The organism is Ralstonia sp. A12 (genome assembly GCF_000801955.1).
Classification (GTDB): domain Bacteria; phylum Pseudomonadota; class Gammaproteobacteria; order Burkholderiales; family Burkholderiaceae; genus Ralstonia.
Genome location: NZ_JSZO01000036.1, coordinates 51,618 through 66,164 on the forward strand (window position 1 = coordinate 51,618; position 14,547 = coordinate 66,164).

General features: G+C 64.4%; 17 protein-coding genes. 9 read left to right on the plus strand and 8 right to left on the minus strand.

Features of this window, described 5'->3' with window-relative positions; all coding sequences use genetic code 11:
- Positions 1 to 43 precede the first annotated feature (43 nt).
- The 3 genes from PI87_RS25920 (at position 44) to PI87_RS25930 (ending at position 1,909) form a co-directional block, all read left to right on the plus strand.
- A complete protein-coding gene (locus PI87_RS25920; RefSeq protein ID WP_052321777.1) occupies positions 44 to 694 on the plus strand; it encodes a TetR/AcrR family transcriptional regulator in 651 nt (216 codons plus the stop codon).
- Positions 691 to 1,302 carry a TetR/AcrR family transcriptional regulator gene (locus PI87_RS25925; protein ID WP_039600617.1) on the plus strand — a complete coding sequence of 204 codons (612 nt, stop codon included), beginning with the start codon at positions 691 to 693 and terminating at the stop codon, positions 1,300 to 1,302. The genes PI87_RS25920 and PI87_RS25925 overlap by 4 nt, the downstream gene beginning before the upstream one ends.
- A gap of 220 nt (positions 1,303 to 1,522) precedes the next feature.
- Positions 1,523 to 1,909: a VOC family protein gene (locus tag PI87_RS25930; protein WP_039600618.1), complete on the plus strand. Its 387-nt coding sequence runs from the start codon at positions 1,523 to 1,525 to the stop codon at positions 1,907 to 1,909.
- 1 nt (position 1,910) lies between these two features.
- Here the strand turns inward: PI87_RS25930 and PI87_RS25935 are convergent, their stop codons facing one another.
- From PI87_RS25935 to PI87_RS25945, 3 genes are all read right to left on the minus strand, one after another.
- Complete coding sequence (locus PI87_RS25935) at positions 1,911 to 2,774, minus strand: PASTA domain-containing protein (RefSeq protein WP_052321778.1); 864 nt, start codon at positions 2,772 to 2,774, stop codon at positions 1,911 to 1,913.
- A gap of 58 nt (positions 2,775 to 2,832) precedes the next feature.
- The gene (locus PI87_RS25940) at positions 2,833 to 3,315 is read right to left on the minus strand and encodes a hypothetical protein (RefSeq protein WP_157003250.1); all 483 of its coding nucleotides are present in this window, start codon (positions 3,313 to 3,315) and stop codon (positions 2,833 to 2,835) included.
- A gap of 291 nt (positions 3,316 to 3,606) precedes the next feature.
- The gene (locus tag PI87_RS25945; RefSeq protein ID WP_232314094.1) at positions 3,607 to 4,599 is read right to left on the minus strand and encodes a LysR family transcriptional regulator; all 993 of its coding nucleotides are present in this window, start codon (positions 4,597 to 4,599) and stop codon (positions 3,607 to 3,609) included.
- Between the two features lie 174 nt (positions 4,600 to 4,773).
- Between PI87_RS25945 and PI87_RS25950 the strand changes: the two genes are divergently transcribed.
- Together PI87_RS25950 and PI87_RS25955 are read left to right on the plus strand one after the other, a co-directional pair.
- Positions 4,774 to 5,178 (plus strand): DoxX family protein, encoded by a 405-nt coding sequence (locus PI87_RS25950; RefSeq protein ID WP_039600620.1) that lies wholly within the window; start codon positions 4,774 to 4,776, stop codon positions 5,176 to 5,178.
- A gap of 5 nt (positions 5,179 to 5,183) precedes the next feature.
- A complete protein-coding gene (locus PI87_RS25955) occupies positions 5,184 to 6,008 on the plus strand; it encodes an aldo/keto reductase (protein WP_039600621.1) in 825 nt (274 codons plus the stop codon).
- A 58-nt stretch (positions 6,009 to 6,066) separates the two neighbouring features.
- Here the strand turns inward: PI87_RS25955 and PI87_RS25960 are convergent, their stop codons facing one another.
- Positions 6,067 to 6,699 carry a malonic semialdehyde reductase gene (locus PI87_RS25960; protein WP_039600622.1) on the minus strand — a complete coding sequence of 211 codons (633 nt, stop codon included), beginning with the start codon at positions 6,697 to 6,699 and terminating at the stop codon, positions 6,067 to 6,069.
- 317 nt (positions 6,700 to 7,016) lie between these two features.
- Between PI87_RS25960 and PI87_RS25965 the strand changes: the two genes are divergently transcribed.
- Genes PI87_RS25965 through PI87_RS25980 form a run of 4 tightly spaced genes read left to right on the plus strand, consistent with a single transcriptional unit; the run spans position 7,017 to position 9,849 of the window.
- Positions 7,017 to 7,622, plus strand: coding sequence for an FMN-dependent NADH-azoreductase (locus tag PI87_RS25965; RefSeq protein WP_039600623.1), 606 nt, complete (start codon positions 7,017 to 7,019; stop codon positions 7,620 to 7,622).
- 41 nt (positions 7,623 to 7,663) lie between these two features.
- Positions 7,664 to 8,569, plus strand: coding sequence for an NmrA/HSCARG family protein (locus PI87_RS25970; RefSeq protein WP_039600624.1), 906 nt, complete (start codon positions 7,664 to 7,666; stop codon positions 8,567 to 8,569).
- 42 nt (positions 8,570 to 8,611) lie between these two features.
- On the plus strand, positions 8,612 to 8,974 hold the full coding sequence (locus tag PI87_RS25975; RefSeq protein WP_039600625.1) for a nuclear transport factor 2 family protein: 363 nt from the start codon (positions 8,612 to 8,614) through the stop codon (positions 8,972 to 8,974).
- Positions 8,975 to 8,994: 20 nt separating this feature from the next.
- The gene (locus PI87_RS25980) at positions 8,995 to 9,849 is read left to right on the plus strand and encodes a pirin family protein (protein WP_039600626.1); all 855 of its coding nucleotides are present in this window, start codon (positions 8,995 to 8,997) and stop codon (positions 9,847 to 9,849) included.
- 65 nt (positions 9,850 to 9,914) lie between these two features.
- On the opposite strand, the gene PI87_RS25985 is transcribed toward PI87_RS25980, so the two are convergent.
- The 4 genes from PI87_RS25985 to PI87_RS26000 are packed head-to-tail and all read right to left on the minus strand — an operon-like array spanning position 9,915 to position 14,476.
- The gene (locus PI87_RS25985; RefSeq protein ID WP_039600627.1) at positions 9,915 to 11,123 is read right to left on the minus strand and encodes an acyl-CoA dehydrogenase family protein; all 1,209 of its coding nucleotides are present in this window, start codon (positions 11,121 to 11,123) and stop codon (positions 9,915 to 9,917) included.
- Positions 11,124 to 11,131: 8 nt separating this feature from the next.
- The gene (locus PI87_RS25990; RefSeq protein WP_039600628.1) at positions 11,132 to 12,322 is read right to left on the minus strand and encodes an acyl-CoA dehydrogenase family protein; all 1,191 of its coding nucleotides are present in this window, start codon (positions 12,320 to 12,322) and stop codon (positions 11,132 to 11,134) included.
- A 52-nt stretch (positions 12,323 to 12,374) separates the two neighbouring features.
- Positions 12,375 to 13,532, minus strand: coding sequence for a 3,4-dihydroxy-2-butanone-4-phosphate synthase (locus PI87_RS25995; RefSeq protein WP_039600629.1), 1,158 nt, complete (start codon positions 13,530 to 13,532; stop codon positions 12,375 to 12,377).
- Positions 13,529 to 14,476, minus strand: coding sequence for an alpha/beta hydrolase (locus PI87_RS26000; RefSeq protein ID WP_039600630.1), 948 nt, complete (start codon positions 14,474 to 14,476; stop codon positions 13,529 to 13,531). The genes PI87_RS25995 and PI87_RS26000 overlap by 4 nt, the downstream gene beginning before the upstream one ends.
- Positions 14,477 to 14,547: the final 71 nt, after the last annotated feature.

Here is a 14,547-nt window from a genome sequence, read left to right on the forward strand (position 1 = left end):
TACTTTCAGTAAGTTACCGTTGGTAAACTACTTTTGGTAAGTTATGAAGTCAAGCGACAAAGCTAATGAAGTGGCCGCCGGTGGCAAGGTGCGCAGCCGGATGTCATGGGACGAGCGTCACCGCCAGTTGCTGGAGGTGGCATGGCGGTTGATTCGTGACGAGGGCACGGATGCCCTCACGCTCGGTTATCTGGCGGAACAGGCCGGGGTGACCAAGCCGGTGGCCTATGACCATTTCGAGACCCGGTCGGGCCTGCTCGCCGCGCTCTATGCCGAATACGACGCGCAGCAGACCATGCAGATGGATGCCGCACTGGCGCGGAGCCAACCCACGCTGGAGGCTCGTGCGATGGTCATTGCCGCCGCCTACGTTGAATGCGTGCTGCGCCAGGGGCGGGAGATTCCGGGAGTCAATGCCGCGTTGAGCGGTTCGCCGGAACTGGAGGCGATCAAGCGCGAGTATGAAGCGGCGTTTCTCGACAAGTGCCGCGCCGCATTTGCGCCGTTTGCCGGCAGCGGCAAGCTGGCGCAGGCGGGACTGCGCGCGATGCTCGGCGCGGCGGAAGCGCTGTCGCACGCCGCCGCCAATGGCGAGATCACCCCAAAGCAGGCGCGCGACGAACTCTTCGAGACCATCGTTGCCATGGTGGCCCGCAACACCCGCGAGCGTGCGCGCAAGGGGGCGCCGCGATGAGCCGGCGTACACCCAGCACACCGTTGAAGCCCAGGAAGGCGCCCAGCCAGCCGCGTTCCGAAGAGACGGTGGCCGTCATCATCGAGGCGGCAGCCCAGGTGCTTGAGGCTGACGGGTTGGGCGGGTTCAACACGAACGCCGTTGCGCGGCGTGCGGGCGTCAGCATCGGCTCGCTCTATCAGTATTTCCCGGGCAAGGATGCGCTCACGGCAGCGCTCATGCACCGCGAAAGAAAACAGTTCAGCGAAGACATGGCTGCTGCGCTCTCCATGCGCAGTGGCAAGGCTGCGTTGGAGCATCTGATTGGGGCATCGGTGCGGCAGCAGTTGCAGCGCCCCGTGCTGGCCAAGCTGCTCGATATTGAAGAAGGGCGACCGGCGCTGCGTGGCGAGGCGAACAATCTGGACCTGGAGTCGCTCGTCAATGCCGTCGTTCTGCGTGCGGTGCCACGGCATCCGCAACCGCAGGTGGCCGCAGCCGATCTGTTTGCCATGGTGCGTGGCTTGGTGGATGCCGCTGGCGAGCGCGGCGAAAGTAACGTTGAAGATCTGGAACGCCGCGTTCGGGCCGCCGTTTTCGGCTATCTGGCAAGAACAGGTCGACGCTGAGACTTGAACGTGCGCTGCACGAATGCGAGCAACGCGATTCACGCCGCGTGCTGCCATGCTGTAAACGGTTCAGTGGCGCGGGCTTGCAGGCCACGCCCGTGACGCTTGGATGCGAGTTGTTGGGGTAGGCCCAGGCCCATATTCTGACGTCGTCAGGCGGTATGGCATTGGGCCACCGCCACCCTAAGAGACAACGACGATGACAGCATCCATGCACCCTATGAGGCTCAATCACCTGAGCTTTCCTTCAGCCGATACCCTTGCGACGGCCCAGTTCTTCGAGCGCCATCTCGGCTTCACGATTGCGGGCACCTGGGACAAGTCGTACATCCTCAAGCGCCCCGGCTTTGACGTGGTGATCGATCACGCGGGTGACGAGGCCCTGACCTGGCCCCGGAACTTCCACGTCGGGTTTGAGTTGCCGAGCCTGGATGCCGTGCGCGCGCTGCACACGCGTTTCCAGGTCGAGGGCGTCAAGATGGAGACAGAGGTGTTCAACAACGGCCGGGGTTCGCGTTTCTTCTGCCGCGCGCCGGGCGGCGTGATGTTCGAACTGAACACCCGATCGGATGCCGCACCGGAATACCAGGGGACGTTTGACGACTGAATCAGCGGCACTTGACGCTGTAGTCGGCCACGCTCGGAAGGTCGTCTTCGCCCATCGTGGTCAAGGACAGCTTGCCGGCCGTGCTGGCGTAGCTGTAGCTGCAGTACGCGAGGCCCGTTCCCGAGCAATCGTCAGTCTCAATGACGCCGTGCTTGAACAATGCAGCTTGCCGAGGGTCGCCACTGGCTTTGGCGCGCACGGGGTTCCAGCCCTTGGCGGCCAGCGCCTTGCGCGCCTTGTCGATCGGCATGCCGTAGACGTTCGGTACCTTGGCGCGGCCCTGGCAGACGGCGTCTTCGCTGGCAAGCTTGCTCAGGCGCAGCGTGCCGTCGGCGTCGACATGCAGGTCACCAACGGGCGAGGTGGTGATATCACCATCCCACACGCGCACGGCACCGCCTTCAAGCGGCATCAGGTTGCCGATAGCGGTGTCTTCTGCTGATTTGCCGTAGGCCAGGGCGATCAGCTTGTCGTTGTCGAACACCGCCACGTTGCCTTGCGTGATGCTGCAGGTGCCGCTGGTGGCGGCATGCATCTGGCCCGCAAAGCTGACTGCGCGATACGGCCCCAGCGGCACGTCGGCCATGACGGCCCAGCCTTGGGAGGCCACCCGCTTGGCAGCGGCTGACTTCGGTTGGATAACCGCTTGTGGGCAATCTTCGCGGTCATGCTGCGTGCCGCCGGCTTTTGGCAGGGTGGTGCCCGCCTTCACGTGGATGTCTTTCAGCTCGGAAACCACGCGGGGTGCCGTGGTGTTCGTTTGCGCAGCAGCGGGCAATGAGAGCGCGAGGTTCAGCGCCAGTGCGGCGCCGAGCGTGGTGAATGTGGCAGGTGCCGAGAAGGTATGCATGACGAGAGCGCGCATCGCATGGATGCATGGAAAACGGTTGGATTTTGAGGGGCGTGGTGTGCCCGATAGCGACCTACCGCTTGCGGTAGAACTCCACCTTGACGTTGCTTTGCGTTTCGCAGTGCAGGCTGACCGTGTAGCCCCGCTCATCGCTCACGCCTTCGTGGGTCAAGCCGCAACCGGCAATGCGGTACGGGTTGAACGGTACAAAACCGCCATCCGTCGGACGCACCATCTGTGCAGCGCGGCTGGCTTTGCCGGTGCCGATGGTCTGGACAAAACGGACCTGGCCAATCACCACGGGCTCTGCTGTCCGGACAAAGGCCGATCGCCCCTGGTCATCGGTCACGCCGTCGACCGAGACCAACACAGTCCGATCCCGCTCTGACTTGAACACCACCAGTTCATATGGTGTGTTGGCAAGCTTCTGCCGCGAGGTGGTGTCGTGCAGCTCGAAATAGCATCCGTAGCTGCCGTCGCCCTCGGTGGGCTGACCCGGCACGGCTGGGTAATGGCAGGCGTAGGAGGAGTCAGCCGGCAAGGATGTGGCTGTCATGCCGGGTTGCTGGGCGCCTTGGGTGGCGCAACCGGCAAGCAGCACAGGCACGGCAACGGCGAGCGGGAACAGGAGATGGCGAAGCGTCGGAAGCGGCATGAGTGAAGGCGGCGGCAAGGCGCAGTAGACGGGCTTGTCTTGAGTGGTGCAGCCGGCGATTGTCGCTGCAGTAGGTGGTGTGCGGTGTTGTGGTTTCTTAATCTTGCACGTGCGATGCCGCCCAAGGGGGGCGGGGCTGTTGTGCTGTGAATGGCTTCAACGCTGCCCTGTGGAGCATCCGATGGGGCTTGGCTACTTGCGCCGACGCTTTGCGGCAGAGGATGAAGCGGCACCGGCATCAGGAGGATTGACCAACTGCACGTCGCCCGCTGACGCAGAGGTGAGCGCAGAAGTCTGGCAATCACGCAGGCGTTCGATCAACCATCGCCCCGCTGGCCCGGGCGGCGATGCGGTGGGATACACCGCCGACATCTGCATGCCAAGCCCGCCCTGCGGGACTTCGTCGATCTTCAGTTCGACGAGCTTGCCCGTCTCAAGGTCGGTGCGCACCGTATGCAGCGGCATGCCGCCCCAACCCAGGCCACTGAGCAGGAATGCGTGCTTGGCAAACAGATCTGCCAGGTGCCATGTCAGGCCGGAGAACACGCCAAACTCGCGCCCGGCCGACAGGTCTGATCGATCGGTCAGCACAAGCTGTGTATGGCGCCCGAGTTGTTCTTTCGAGATCGGCCCACGGAGCGCCGCCAGCGGATGGTCCTGCGCCGCCACCATGACGAAGCCGACCGTGGTCAGCTTCTCCGCCGTTAGCGGGGCAGGCACGGTGGGAAGCGACCCGACAATGCCCACCGACGCCCGCCCATCCAGCACCGGTTGGTAGGCGCCGCCCAGTGCCTCGACATACAGCCGCAGCGGCACCATCGGAAAGCGCTCCCGAAACTCCTTAGCCACCTCACTGATGACCTGGATCGGGAAGAACACGTCCACGACCACGCACAACTCGGGCTCCAGCCCTTTGGTCATGCCCTTGGCGCGGGATTTCATGCCGTCGATACCGCCCACCACGGTGCGCGCATCTGCCAGCAGCACCGTGCCTTCCGTCGTCAGTTGGGGGTAGCGGCGCGTGCGGTCGAACAGCTCCACGCCCAACTGATCTTCGAGGTTGGCGATCAGGCCGCTGACCATGGATTGCGCGCGCCGAAGCTTGCGCGCCGCGGCTGAAAAACTGCCTTCATCCACCGTGGCGATGAAGGCTCGCAATTGGTCGAGAGAGACGCCGTCGAGCATGGGAGAGGCCTAGAACTATCTGGTTTGGAGATGGTTAGTATCGAAATATAGTGTCTTTTGCTGTGAGATCAAGCGTGCCAAAGTGAATGCGTGGGTTGAACCAACCCCACGCTCATTCAAGGACACCGGCACATACCTGCCGCATTTTTCAGATCTTCAAAAGGACTTTCCATCATGAACAAACATGCCTCAACCATTGCCGCCGTCGGCCGCATCGTCATCGCAGTCATTTTCATCATGAGCGGTCTGGGCAAGCTTGGCGCGCCGGACGCCACCAAGGGCTACATCGAAGCCGTCGGGTTGCCGCTGCCCACGCTTGGTTACTTGATCGCGGTGGCCACTGAAGTTGGCGGCGGCCTGCTGCTGCTGATCGGTTATCGCACGCAGCTTGTTGCCGCCGGGCTGGCAGCCTTCTCGGTGGCCACTGCGCTCTTCTTCCACCACAACCTGGCGGATCAGAACCAGATGATCCACTTCCTGAAGAACTTCATGCTGGCGGGCGGCCTGCTGCAGATCGTGGCGTTTGGCGCGACCAAGCTCAGCCTGGATGCACGCCGCGTGATGGCTCAGGCGGTCTGAGCATCATGCGCATCGTCTCCGTGAATGGCGCGCGCATTCCGTCGCTGGGGCTCGGCACATACGGCATGCGCGGCACTGAGCTTTCCACCATCGTGGCGGGTGCCCTGCGCGCCGGCTTCCGCCACATCGATACCGCACAGATCTACGGCAACGAAGCGGATGTCGGGGTGGGCATGGCTGAATCCGGTGTGCCGCGCGCGGACCTCTTCATTACCACCAAGCTGTGGGTCGACAACTACGCGCCAGAACGATTGGCGCCGTCGGTTGACGACAGCTTGCGCAGGCTTGGCACCGACACCATCGATCTGCTGTTGCTCCATTGGCCCAGCAAAGCCGTTCCGCTGGCCGAGCAGATCGGTGGGCTCAATGACCTGGTGCGCGCAGGCAAGGTGCGGCACATCGGCGTGAGCAATTTCAATCGGGCGCTGATGGCGCAGGCGATTGCGCTGTCCGAACAACCCCTGGTCACCAACCAGTTTGAGTACCACCCGTATCTCGATCAACGTCAGCTGGTTGCAGCAACACGAGAGGCTGGTCTTGCCGTCACCGCCTATTGCGGCATGGCGGTCGGGCGCGTGTTCTCTGACCCGATGCTCAAGGCGATTGCCCGCCGTCAGCATCGTGAAGTGGCGCAGGTGGTGCTGCGCTGGCTGGTACAGCAAGAGGGCGTGATTGCGCTGTCACGCACGACCAAGCTCGAACGCCTGCGCGACAACGCCGCGATCTTCGATTTCGAGTTGACGGAAGACGAGATGGCCGCCATCGCAACGCTGGTAAGGCCCGGCAGCCGCATCGTCAATCCGCCGGGCCTGGCGCCAGCCTGGGACTAAAAAGCAAAGCGGGCGCATGAAAGCCGCACTCATCCTCAGGAGCGATCTCGCGTTCTACTCAGAGCAGCTTGCACGCCTCATCAAAATCCAGGCGCGGGCTGCGTGGGAACAGGCCCGCCGGATCGCCATAGCCGAGATTGCAGAGGAAGTTCGTCTTGATATGGCTGTCGGGAAAGTACTCCTGCTCGAAGCCCTGCGCCTGCGCGGTTGACGGAAAGAACTCGTGATCGACCTTGGCCTGATCGAACCCGGACATCGGCCCGCAATCCAGCCCGAGTGAGCGGGCCGCCAGCATGAAGTACGCGCCCTGCAGCGAGCTGTTGCGCCGCGCCGTGACCTCAGCCAGCTCTGGCGTATTGGCAAACCACGACCGCGCATCTGCATGCGGAAAGAGCTTGGGCAGCTTGTCGTAGAACTTCCCGTCGTACGCGATGATGGCCGTGACCGGTGCATTCATCGTCTTCTCAAGATTGCCCGGCGCCAGCGCTGGGCGCAGGCGTTCCTTCGCTTCCTTGGTACGCAGGAAAAGAATGCGCGCCGGGCTGCAGTTGGCGCTGGTCGGGCACCACTTCATCAGTTCGTAGAGCTCCCGCAACGTGTCGTCACTGACGGGCCTGGCCTGCCAGGCGTTGTGCGTACGCGCCTCGCGAAACAGCAGATCCATGCCTTCGTTGTTCAATCGCTTGTCCATCGTGGTCTCCTGGGGGAAGCGGAGATTGCGCGTGCGAAGTTTGCACAACTCGTCACGCCACTCGCCGGTGGAGCGTCGAGCGCAACCTGTCCAGACGTTATAGGTTCGTTGGCTGCATCCGGGGGAAAAGTTTGATGTGCGAGCGTCGCGTGCGGCGCCCGCAAAACGTGATCACTGCCTAGCCAATGGCAATGGGCATCCATCAGTCATCAAGATGGGTTCCATCAAAAAATAGCGTCTATTCAGATAGCAGAGCCGAGCCTATCTTCCAGTCATCGGGCAGATACACCGTCTGCCGCTTGATGGAGATCACTCTCATGAAACTGCTACACGTCGATTCCAGCATCCTCGGCCAAGGCTCTGTCAGCCGCGATCTTTCCGCTGATGTCGTCACGACCTTGCGGGCCGTCCACTCCAACCTTGACGTGATTCGCCTCGACCTTGCCGAGACACCGATCGGGCATCTGACCGCAGCGCACCTTGCTGCTGCACAAGGGGCTCCCGTCGGCGCCGCATTGCAGGCCGACGTTGCCATCGGTCAGGTCGCGCTCGAAGACTTTCTGGCGGCCGACATCGTGGTCGTCGGTGCGCCGATGTACAACCTCGGCATCCCCTCGCAACTGAAGGCCTGGATCGACCGCATCTCGGTTGCCGGCAAGACGTTCCGCTACACCGAGAACGGCCCGCTTGGCTTGTGCGCCGGCAAGAAACTGGTCATCGCCTCGTCGCGTGGTGGCGTCTACAGCGCAGGCTCGCCCGCGGCGGCGTACGACCATCAGGAAACCTATCTGAAGGCAGCGTTCGGCTTCCTGGGCATCACCGACATCACGTTCATCCGCGCGGAAGGTGTGGCGATGGGGCCGGACGCCCGCAATGACGCGATCGCCTCGGCCAAGGAAGAAACGGCCGCGCTGGCTGCGTAAGACACGCATTGCCCCAATCAGAACTTCGCTGGAGAGCGATCATGTCGAACCCAAAGAAAGTCATCGCCGTTGTTGGCGCAACCGGTCACCAAGGTGGCGCCGTCGTGCGCGCGCTGCAGGCGAGCGGTCAATTCAAGGTGCGCGCGTTGACGCGCCATCCGGACCGCCATCCGACACTAGGCGATGAAGTCGTGCTGGCGGATTTCAACCGCCCGGAAACGCTCAAGGCCGCATTTGCCGGCGCACACGGCGCATTTCTCGTGACCAACGCGTGGGAAGCCGGTGCAGATGAAACCAGGCAGGCGCTGGCCGCCATCAACGCGGCGAAAGACGCTGGCGTGCAGCACGTTGTCTGGTCGACGCTACCGAACGTGGCGGCGATCAGCGGCGGCGCCATCAACGTGCCGCATTTCACAGCCAAGGCGAACATCGAGCGCATCGTGCGGGAAGCCAAATTCGCGCACCACACGTTCGTGATCGCGCCGTTCTATTACCAGAACCTGATCGGCGTGATGGCCGCGCAGAAGCAACCGGATGGCACTGCAGGTTGGGCACTACCGCTGGACCCGGATCGACGCGTCATCCACATGGGTGACATCAACGAGCTGGGCCGTGTGGTGGCCGGTGCATTCGCGCATCCGGAGCTTGCCGGGCATGGCGAACATCTGCCGCTCGTGGGCGATTTCCTGAGCTTCAACGAGATCATCACGACCCTGAACCAGCAGGGCCACCAGGTTGCGTTCCAACGTGTGCCGCGTGAGGTGTTCGCCAGCTGGTTCCCAGGCGCGGATGACGTTGCAGCCATGCTCGCGTACTTCGAAGCCCACACGTATCTCGGTGCGGACAAGCGCGACGCGATTGCGCTGGCCAACAAGGTGGCCGGCCAGCAGCCGACCAACTTTGCAGCGTGGGCCAAGGCCAACTTCAAGATTCCGGTGGCTGCCTGAAAGCGCCAGGCGGAGACCACGACTTGCCTTAAGGATGCAGCCATGTCCACCAGCATTCTGACCCTGCTTCAACGCAATCTCGACGTTTTTGGTGAAAACGACCCGGCGCGCCGACGCGCGCTCATCGACACGTTCTACACCGAGGACTGCGTGTTCTATGACCCCAACAACGGCGTTCATCGCGGCCGTGAAGAGATCGATCGGGTCGCCGGGGTGATCAAGGCCACGCACCCTGACTTTCAGTACCAGCCCATCGCCGAGCCCGAGGTGGCCGGCGATGGCGGCCGGATCCGGTGGGTCTCGGGCAAGCCCGGTGAGGCGCCCGCTTATGCGGGCACTGATTTCATCGTCGCCAGGGACGGCCGTATCGCGGCCATCTATCTCTTCTTCGACACGCTGCCTTGAACGCGACTGGAGCGTTCCCCATGAATGACATTCTCGAAACGTCGCCCACCTCAGTTGTTGAGGATGGGCGCCACATCATCTTCCGCACGCGCGGCCGTGCCCACGGGCCAGTCGTCCGCATGGTCAGCCCGTCGGACGTCGGCCAGATGATCAAGCCCTTTGTGTTTCTCGATCTCATCGATACGCAAGAAGCGCTGGGTCAGAAGGGTTTCGGCTGGCATCCGCATTCAGGCATCGCCACGTTGACGCTGGCGATCGAAGGTGAGGGCCGCTATGCCGAATCCACCGGCCACGAAGGCACGATGGTGGCCGGTGATATCGAATGGATGAGCGCCGGCCGTGGTGTCTGGCACTCAGGCTTCGTCAAGCCGCCGGTCAAGGCGTTCCAACTGTGGGTTGCCTTGCCGCCGGAGCGCGAGCTGGCGCCGCCCGTCAGCCATCACCTGCCGGTCAATGACATTCCGTCGGACGGCCGGGCGCGCGTGCTGCTTGGCCGTAGCGGCAAGGCCGTCAGCCCGATTGATGCGCCGGCGGGCCTCAACTACTTCGTCGTGCAACTCAAGGCGGGGCAGCGTTGGACTTACCAGCCGCCGCAGGGCCATCTGGTCGGCTGGATTGCGGTGATGGATGGCAGCCTGCGCACGCCCGAGGCGGTCGACAGAGGCGAACTCGCGGTCTTTGACGCATCCGATGCCGCCATCGCATTCGAAGCGGTGACCGATACGCGCTTCGTGCTCGGCACGGCTATCCCGCATCCGCATGACCTGCATCTGGGCTACTACTCGGTGCACACCAGCCGCGTTGCCTTGATCGAAGGCGAGCGCGAGATTGAGCGCATCGGTCAGGAACTGCGTGCCAAGGGTGTGCTGAGTTGACGCCCTCGGCCTGGCCAATCCCGACGCCGCAGCCGGAAACGCCGCAGCGACGGAGCAGTACTGACTCAGAGCCCGAGCGCGGTCTTGGCGATGATGCCCAGTTGCACTTCGGCCGCGCCGCCAAAGATCGTATAGGCACGGCTGTTCAGGTACTCCGGTAGCAGGGTGCCAACCAACGCGCCGTCCGCATGGCCGGCATACGGCGTCACGCTGGCCTCGTCGCGCCAACGTAGGCCTTCCAGGCCGAGCAGTTCCACACCGAGCTCTGCAACGGCCTGCTTGAGCCGGCTGGCACGCAGCTTGAGGATGGAAGAAACGGGGCCAGGGCTCTGGCCGGGCGTCAGCCTGCCGAAGGTCTTCAACTCGAGCATCTCGAAGGCATCCAGGTCCGCGCAGACCTCGCCGAACCGTGCTTCCAGATGCGGATCAAGGGGCGCTTGCGCATCGCACGTGTTACCGGCACGGACCGCGGCCATGGCATCACCCACGCGCTTCAACTGGCTGCGCAGGCGGGGGCTGAAGATGCCGGCGCCGCGCTCGAATTCCAGCAGATATTTGGCGCAGTTCCAGCCCGCGTTTTCTGCGCCGATGCGATTGGCTTGCGGCACGCGCACGTTGTCGAAGAAGACCTCGTTGACGTCGTGATCGCCGCCAATGGTGTCGATGGGCCGTACCGTGATGCCGGGGCTGTCCATGTCGATCAGCAGGAAGCTGATGCCGTCCTGTCGCTTGCCCTCGGTGCTGGTGCGCACCAGGGCGAACATGCGGTTGGCATGGTGCGCGTGCGTGGTCCAGAGTTTGGAGCCGTTGAGCACGTAGTCATCGCCGTCGGCCACCGCGCGCATCTTGAGCGAAGCCAGATCGGAACCGGCGCCGGGTTCAGAGAAGCCCTGGCACCAATAGTCCTCACCCGAAAGAATGCGGGGCAGGTGCTGCTGCTTCTGCGCCTCGGTGCCGAACTTGAGGATGACGGGCCCGACCAGGCGCACGCCCATCGGGTGTACGAGCGGCGCGCCGGCCAGTGCGCATTCCGTTTCGAAGATGAAGCGCTGCACGGGGCTCCAGCCAGTGCCGCCCCATTCCTTCGGCCAGAGCGGGACGAGCCAGCCGTGCCGTTGCAATGCCTGCTGCCAAGGGCCGGAGATTTCCGGCTCGGGGTACATGGAGCTGGTCAGGCGCTGGCCGAGCCGAAAATCGGGCGTCAGTTGCGCGTTCAGGAAGGCGCGGACTTCGTCACGGAAGGCGGCCAGATCGGGCGTGAGTTCTAGATTCATGGCAAGCCTTACGCGGTAACAGGGGCGGCAGAAGAGACGGGTACGGAGCGGGCAGACAAGAGCGTCTGGCTGTCGCGCCACGCGTCGCTTTCCAGCAGACGTCGGCCGAGCTGCGCGCTGTGCCACGCCGTGGCGCCGCCTTGCTGCTGGAATGCGGTCAGCTTGCGGAACAGGCCGGCCACCGGCATTTCCTCAGACACGCCCATGGCGCCATGCAACTGCACGGCTTCCTGGGCGACGTAGCGGGCGGCACGGCCGACCTTGGACTTCGCCATGGAGGCCGCGGCCAGCACGTCAGCGGCACCACCGTCTGCCCGCAGCGCGGCCAGTTCGCTGGCGGCCAGCGCCTCTTCACAGCACACCGCCATTTCCGCCAGACGGTGCTGCACGACTTGGAAACGCGAGATGGATTGCCCGAACTGTTCGCGCTGGCTGGTATAGGTCACGGTTTGCTCCAGCGCTGCCTGCATGGCGCCGCAGGCTTCCCAGCACAGGGCGATCAGGCCCTCGGCCAGAATCCGGTGCAGCACGGGCGTGGCATCGTCTGCCGTGCCAAGCCGCGCGTCGTCGCTCACGTGCACACCCTCGAGGTAGAGGTCGGCCGCCGATCCACCGTCGGCGGTGCGGCAGGCGTGCGAGCTGACGCCGAGACTTGTCGGGGAGACCAGAAACACGGCATGCGTCGGCTGCGATGCATCGGTGTCCGGCAATCGGGCAGAGACCAGCAGCGCGTCGGCGCCATCTGCGCCCGCGGCCAGCACCTTGACGCCAGTCAGGCGCCAGCCATCGCCCTCGCGCACGGCGCATGTTTGTCGGGGTGCCCAGGGGGCGTGGCGATGCGGCTCGTCATGCGCGAGCGCGATGCGCTTCTCGCCCGCCATCAGTGCAGGCAGCCATGCCTCACGTTGGTCAGCGGTGCCAAGCTCGGCCAACAAACGTGCCGCCAGCAGGATGCAGCCGTAGTAGGGCGCGATGACTTGATGGCGGCCGAATGCACGCATCAGCACGCCGGTCTCCACTGCGCCACCGTCAAAGCCGCCATCGGCTTCCGGCAGCGGGAGCGCGAGCCAGCCCATGTCGGCAAAGTGTTGCCAGAGTTCGGGGGCAGCCACAGGGGCTTGCGGGTCATATTCCTTCGCCAGGAAGGCGAGGGCGCTACTTTCCAGGAGCTGTTGCTCCTCGGTCAGGGAAAAATGCATGGTCTCTTCCTCATCTGCCTGCGTGCCGGCGCGTAACCAGCGGCAAGCGTGATCATTCCGTTGGTGTCGCGGGCTGCCTGGTTCCGTCCGGTGGCAGGAACTCCGCCACCTCCAGATCGAAGCCGGCGATGTTGCGATAGGCCACCGGCGTGCTCAGCAGGCGCAGCTTGCGTGCGCCCACGTCGCGCAGGATCTGCGCACCCACGCCCAGCGCACGCTGCGCAAAGGCGGGCGGTGTTGGCGGGGCAGCCGTCTCCAGCCGCGTGAGTTGCGCCAGCACATGCGCGGGTGTTTCGCGCTCGGCCAGCAGCACGACAACGCCGCGGCCCTCTGCGCCAATGCGCGCCAGAGAACGGCTCAGGTTCCAGTTCGGTGCCGGGCTGCCGGTTGAGGCGTCGGCTGTATTGCCGCCGGCCAGAATCACGTCGCGCAAGACTTCTACGGACTGCACCCTGGTCAACACCGGCTCACCTGGATCGATCTCACCCATGACGAGGGCCAGATGCATCGCATCGAGCGGTGCGTCGTAGTAGGCATGGAGCGCGAAGCGCCCGTGGGGCGTGACCAGCTCGCTGCTGTGCGTGCGCCGCAACGCGCTCTCAGCCAGCAGACGGTGGTGGATCAGGCTGCTGATGGTGGCGACGCGCAGCCCGTGTTGATGCGCAAACGCCAGCAGGTTCGGGCCGCGCAGCAACTCGCCGGCATCGTCGAGCAACATGGCGTAGGCACCTGCTGCCTCGCGGCCAGCCAGTCGGGGCAGGTCTGAGCAGGCCTCGGCAAAGCCTGCGCGGCGGAGCACGCCGTCCGGTTGCGCCACGACCGGGAAGACGTGGCCCGGCTGCACCAGATCTTCCGGGCGGCAATGGCGCGCGCTTGCCATGCGCATCGTCACGGCACGGTCCGCAGCGGAGATGCCGGTGGTGACGCCTTCGAAGGCTTCGATGGAAACGGTATAGGCCTCGCGCTCACGCTTGCCGTTCGCCATCCATGGCAGCTTGAGGTACTGGCGCCGGTCTTCGGTGATGGCCATGCACACCAGCCCGCGTGCCTGCGTGGCCATGAAATTAACATCGGCTTCCGACACCTGGTCTGCCGCCACCAGGATGCAGCCGGTTGCCGCATCGCTGTCGTCTTCGATCACGACCACGCGCTGGCCGGTGCCCAGCGCGTGCAGCACCGCCTCGATCGGTGCGGCCGGTGCCGGTTTCATGCGTACACCCGCGGCTTGGAGAATGCATTGCGCAGGGCGGCAGCAGCGGTATTGACGGCGGCTTCTGCGCCATCGAGCAGCCCCAGCATGCTCATGAAACCATGGATCTGCCCCGGCCAGCGGTACACCGTGGCGGCCGCGCCGGCGTGCGTCAGGCGCTCGCCATAGCGTTCGCCCTGGTCGCGCAGCGGGTCGTATTCCGCCGTGATGATGGTGGCCGGCGCAATGCCCGCCAGGTCCGCGTTGCGCAGCGGGCTCGCACGCACGTCAGTGGCGTCGTGCGCGTTACGGAGGTAGTGGCGGCTGTACCAGCGCAGTTGCTCCAGCGTGAGGAAACAGCCTTGCGCAAACGCTTGCACGCTGCCGGATTCGTCCGCGCAGTCCAGGTATGGATAGAGCAGAAGCTGGTGGCACAGCGCAACCTTGCCGCGCAATTGCTGTGCAGCCACGGCGGCCAGGTTGGCGCCCGCACTGTCGCCGGCAACCGCCAGGGCGCCCGTATGCCCCCCCAGCGCGCCCAGTTCTTCCGCATGGCTGGCGGCCCAGCGGACTGCCGCGCAGGCATCCTCGGCAGCAGCGGGGAACGGCGCTTCGGGCGCCAGACGGTACGCCACGGACAGCACGATCGTGCCGGCGCGCTGTGCCAACGAGCGGCAGAGGTTGTGGTGCGTTTCGATGCCACAGGTGACAAAGCCGCCACCATGGAAGAAGACCGTCAGCGGCCACGGGCCCTCTCCGCGTGGAACGTAGAGATGCGCGGGCAGTGGGCCGGCCGCGCCGGGTATGGTCAGCGCGCGCTCGTGCGCCATGGCGTCGCCCGGCGCAAACGGCGGCATCTGCGCCAGGATGGCCCGGTAGACCTCGGGCGACAGCGTGTCGAAGTCGGGTTGCGGCATGTGCGCCAGGTTGTCGAGCAGCGCGCGGACTTGCGGATCGAACGTCATCGTCGGTTCCTGATGAAAGTGAGGGCGGCAACAAGCCGTCGTTGTCGACGTGCCTGTTTGCCTGTGGTCGG

What these genes read in the sequence shown, in the direction of transcription:
- PI87_RS25935 (WP_052321778.1), bottom strand. Translation starts at nt 2,774, where the DNA reads ATGCGCGCTCTCGTCATGCATACCTTCTCGGCACCTGCCACATTCACC.
- PI87_RS25965 (WP_039600623.1), top strand. Translation starts at nt 7,017, where the DNA reads ATGAAACTGCTACACGTCGATTCCAGCATCCTCGGCCAAGGCTCTGTC.
- PI87_RS25990 (WP_039600628.1), bottom strand. Translation starts at nt 12,322, where the DNA reads ATGCATTTTTCCCTGACCGAGGAGCAACAGCTCCTGGAAAGTAGCGCC.
- PI87_RS25930 (WP_039600618.1), top strand. Translation starts at nt 1,523, where the DNA reads ATGAGGCTCAATCACCTGAGCTTTCCTTCAGCCGATACCCTTGCGACG.
- PI87_RS25995 (WP_039600629.1), bottom strand. Translation starts at nt 13,532, where the DNA reads ATGAAACCGGCACCGGCCGCACCGATCGAGGCGGTGCTGCACGCGCTG.
- PI87_RS25925 (WP_039600617.1), top strand. Translation starts at nt 691, where the DNA reads ATGAGCCGGCGTACACCCAGCACACCGTTGAAGCCCAGGAAGGCGCCC.
- PI87_RS25980 (WP_039600626.1), top strand. Translation starts at nt 8,995, where the DNA reads ATGAATGACATTCTCGAAACGTCGCCCACCTCAGTTGTTGAGGATGGG.
- PI87_RS25940 (WP_157003250.1), bottom strand. Translation starts at nt 3,315, where the DNA reads ATGACAGCCACATCCTTGCCGGCTGACTCCTCCTACGCCTGCCATTAC.
- PI87_RS25975 (WP_039600625.1), top strand. Translation starts at nt 8,612, where the DNA reads ATGTCCACCAGCATTCTGACCCTGCTTCAACGCAATCTCGACGTTTTT.
- PI87_RS25960 (WP_039600622.1), bottom strand. Translation starts at nt 6,699, where the DNA reads ATGGACAAGCGATTGAACAACGAAGGCATGGATCTGCTGTTTCGCGAG.
- PI87_RS25955 (WP_039600621.1), top strand. Translation starts at nt 5,184, where the DNA reads ATGCGCATCGTCTCCGTGAATGGCGCGCGCATTCCGTCGCTGGGGCTC.
- PI87_RS25970 (WP_039600624.1), top strand. Translation starts at nt 7,664, where the DNA reads ATGTCGAACCCAAAGAAAGTCATCGCCGTTGTTGGCGCAACCGGTCAC.
- PI87_RS25920 (WP_052321777.1), top strand. Translation starts at nt 44, where the DNA reads ATGAAGTCAAGCGACAAAGCTAATGAAGTGGCCGCCGGTGGCAAGGTG.
- PI87_RS25945 (WP_232314094.1), bottom strand. Translation starts at nt 4,599, where the DNA reads ATGCTCGACGGCGTCTCTCTCGACCAATTGCGAGCCTTCATCGCCACG.
- PI87_RS25985 (WP_039600627.1), bottom strand. Translation starts at nt 11,123, where the DNA reads ATGAATCTAGAACTCACGCCCGATCTGGCCGCCTTCCGTGACGAAGTC.
- PI87_RS25950 (WP_039600620.1), top strand. Translation starts at nt 4,774, where the DNA reads ATGAACAAACATGCCTCAACCATTGCCGCCGTCGGCCGCATCGTCATC.
- PI87_RS26000 (WP_039600630.1), bottom strand. Translation starts at nt 14,476, where the DNA reads ATGACGTTCGATCCGCAAGTCCGCGCGCTGCTCGACAACCTGGCGCAC.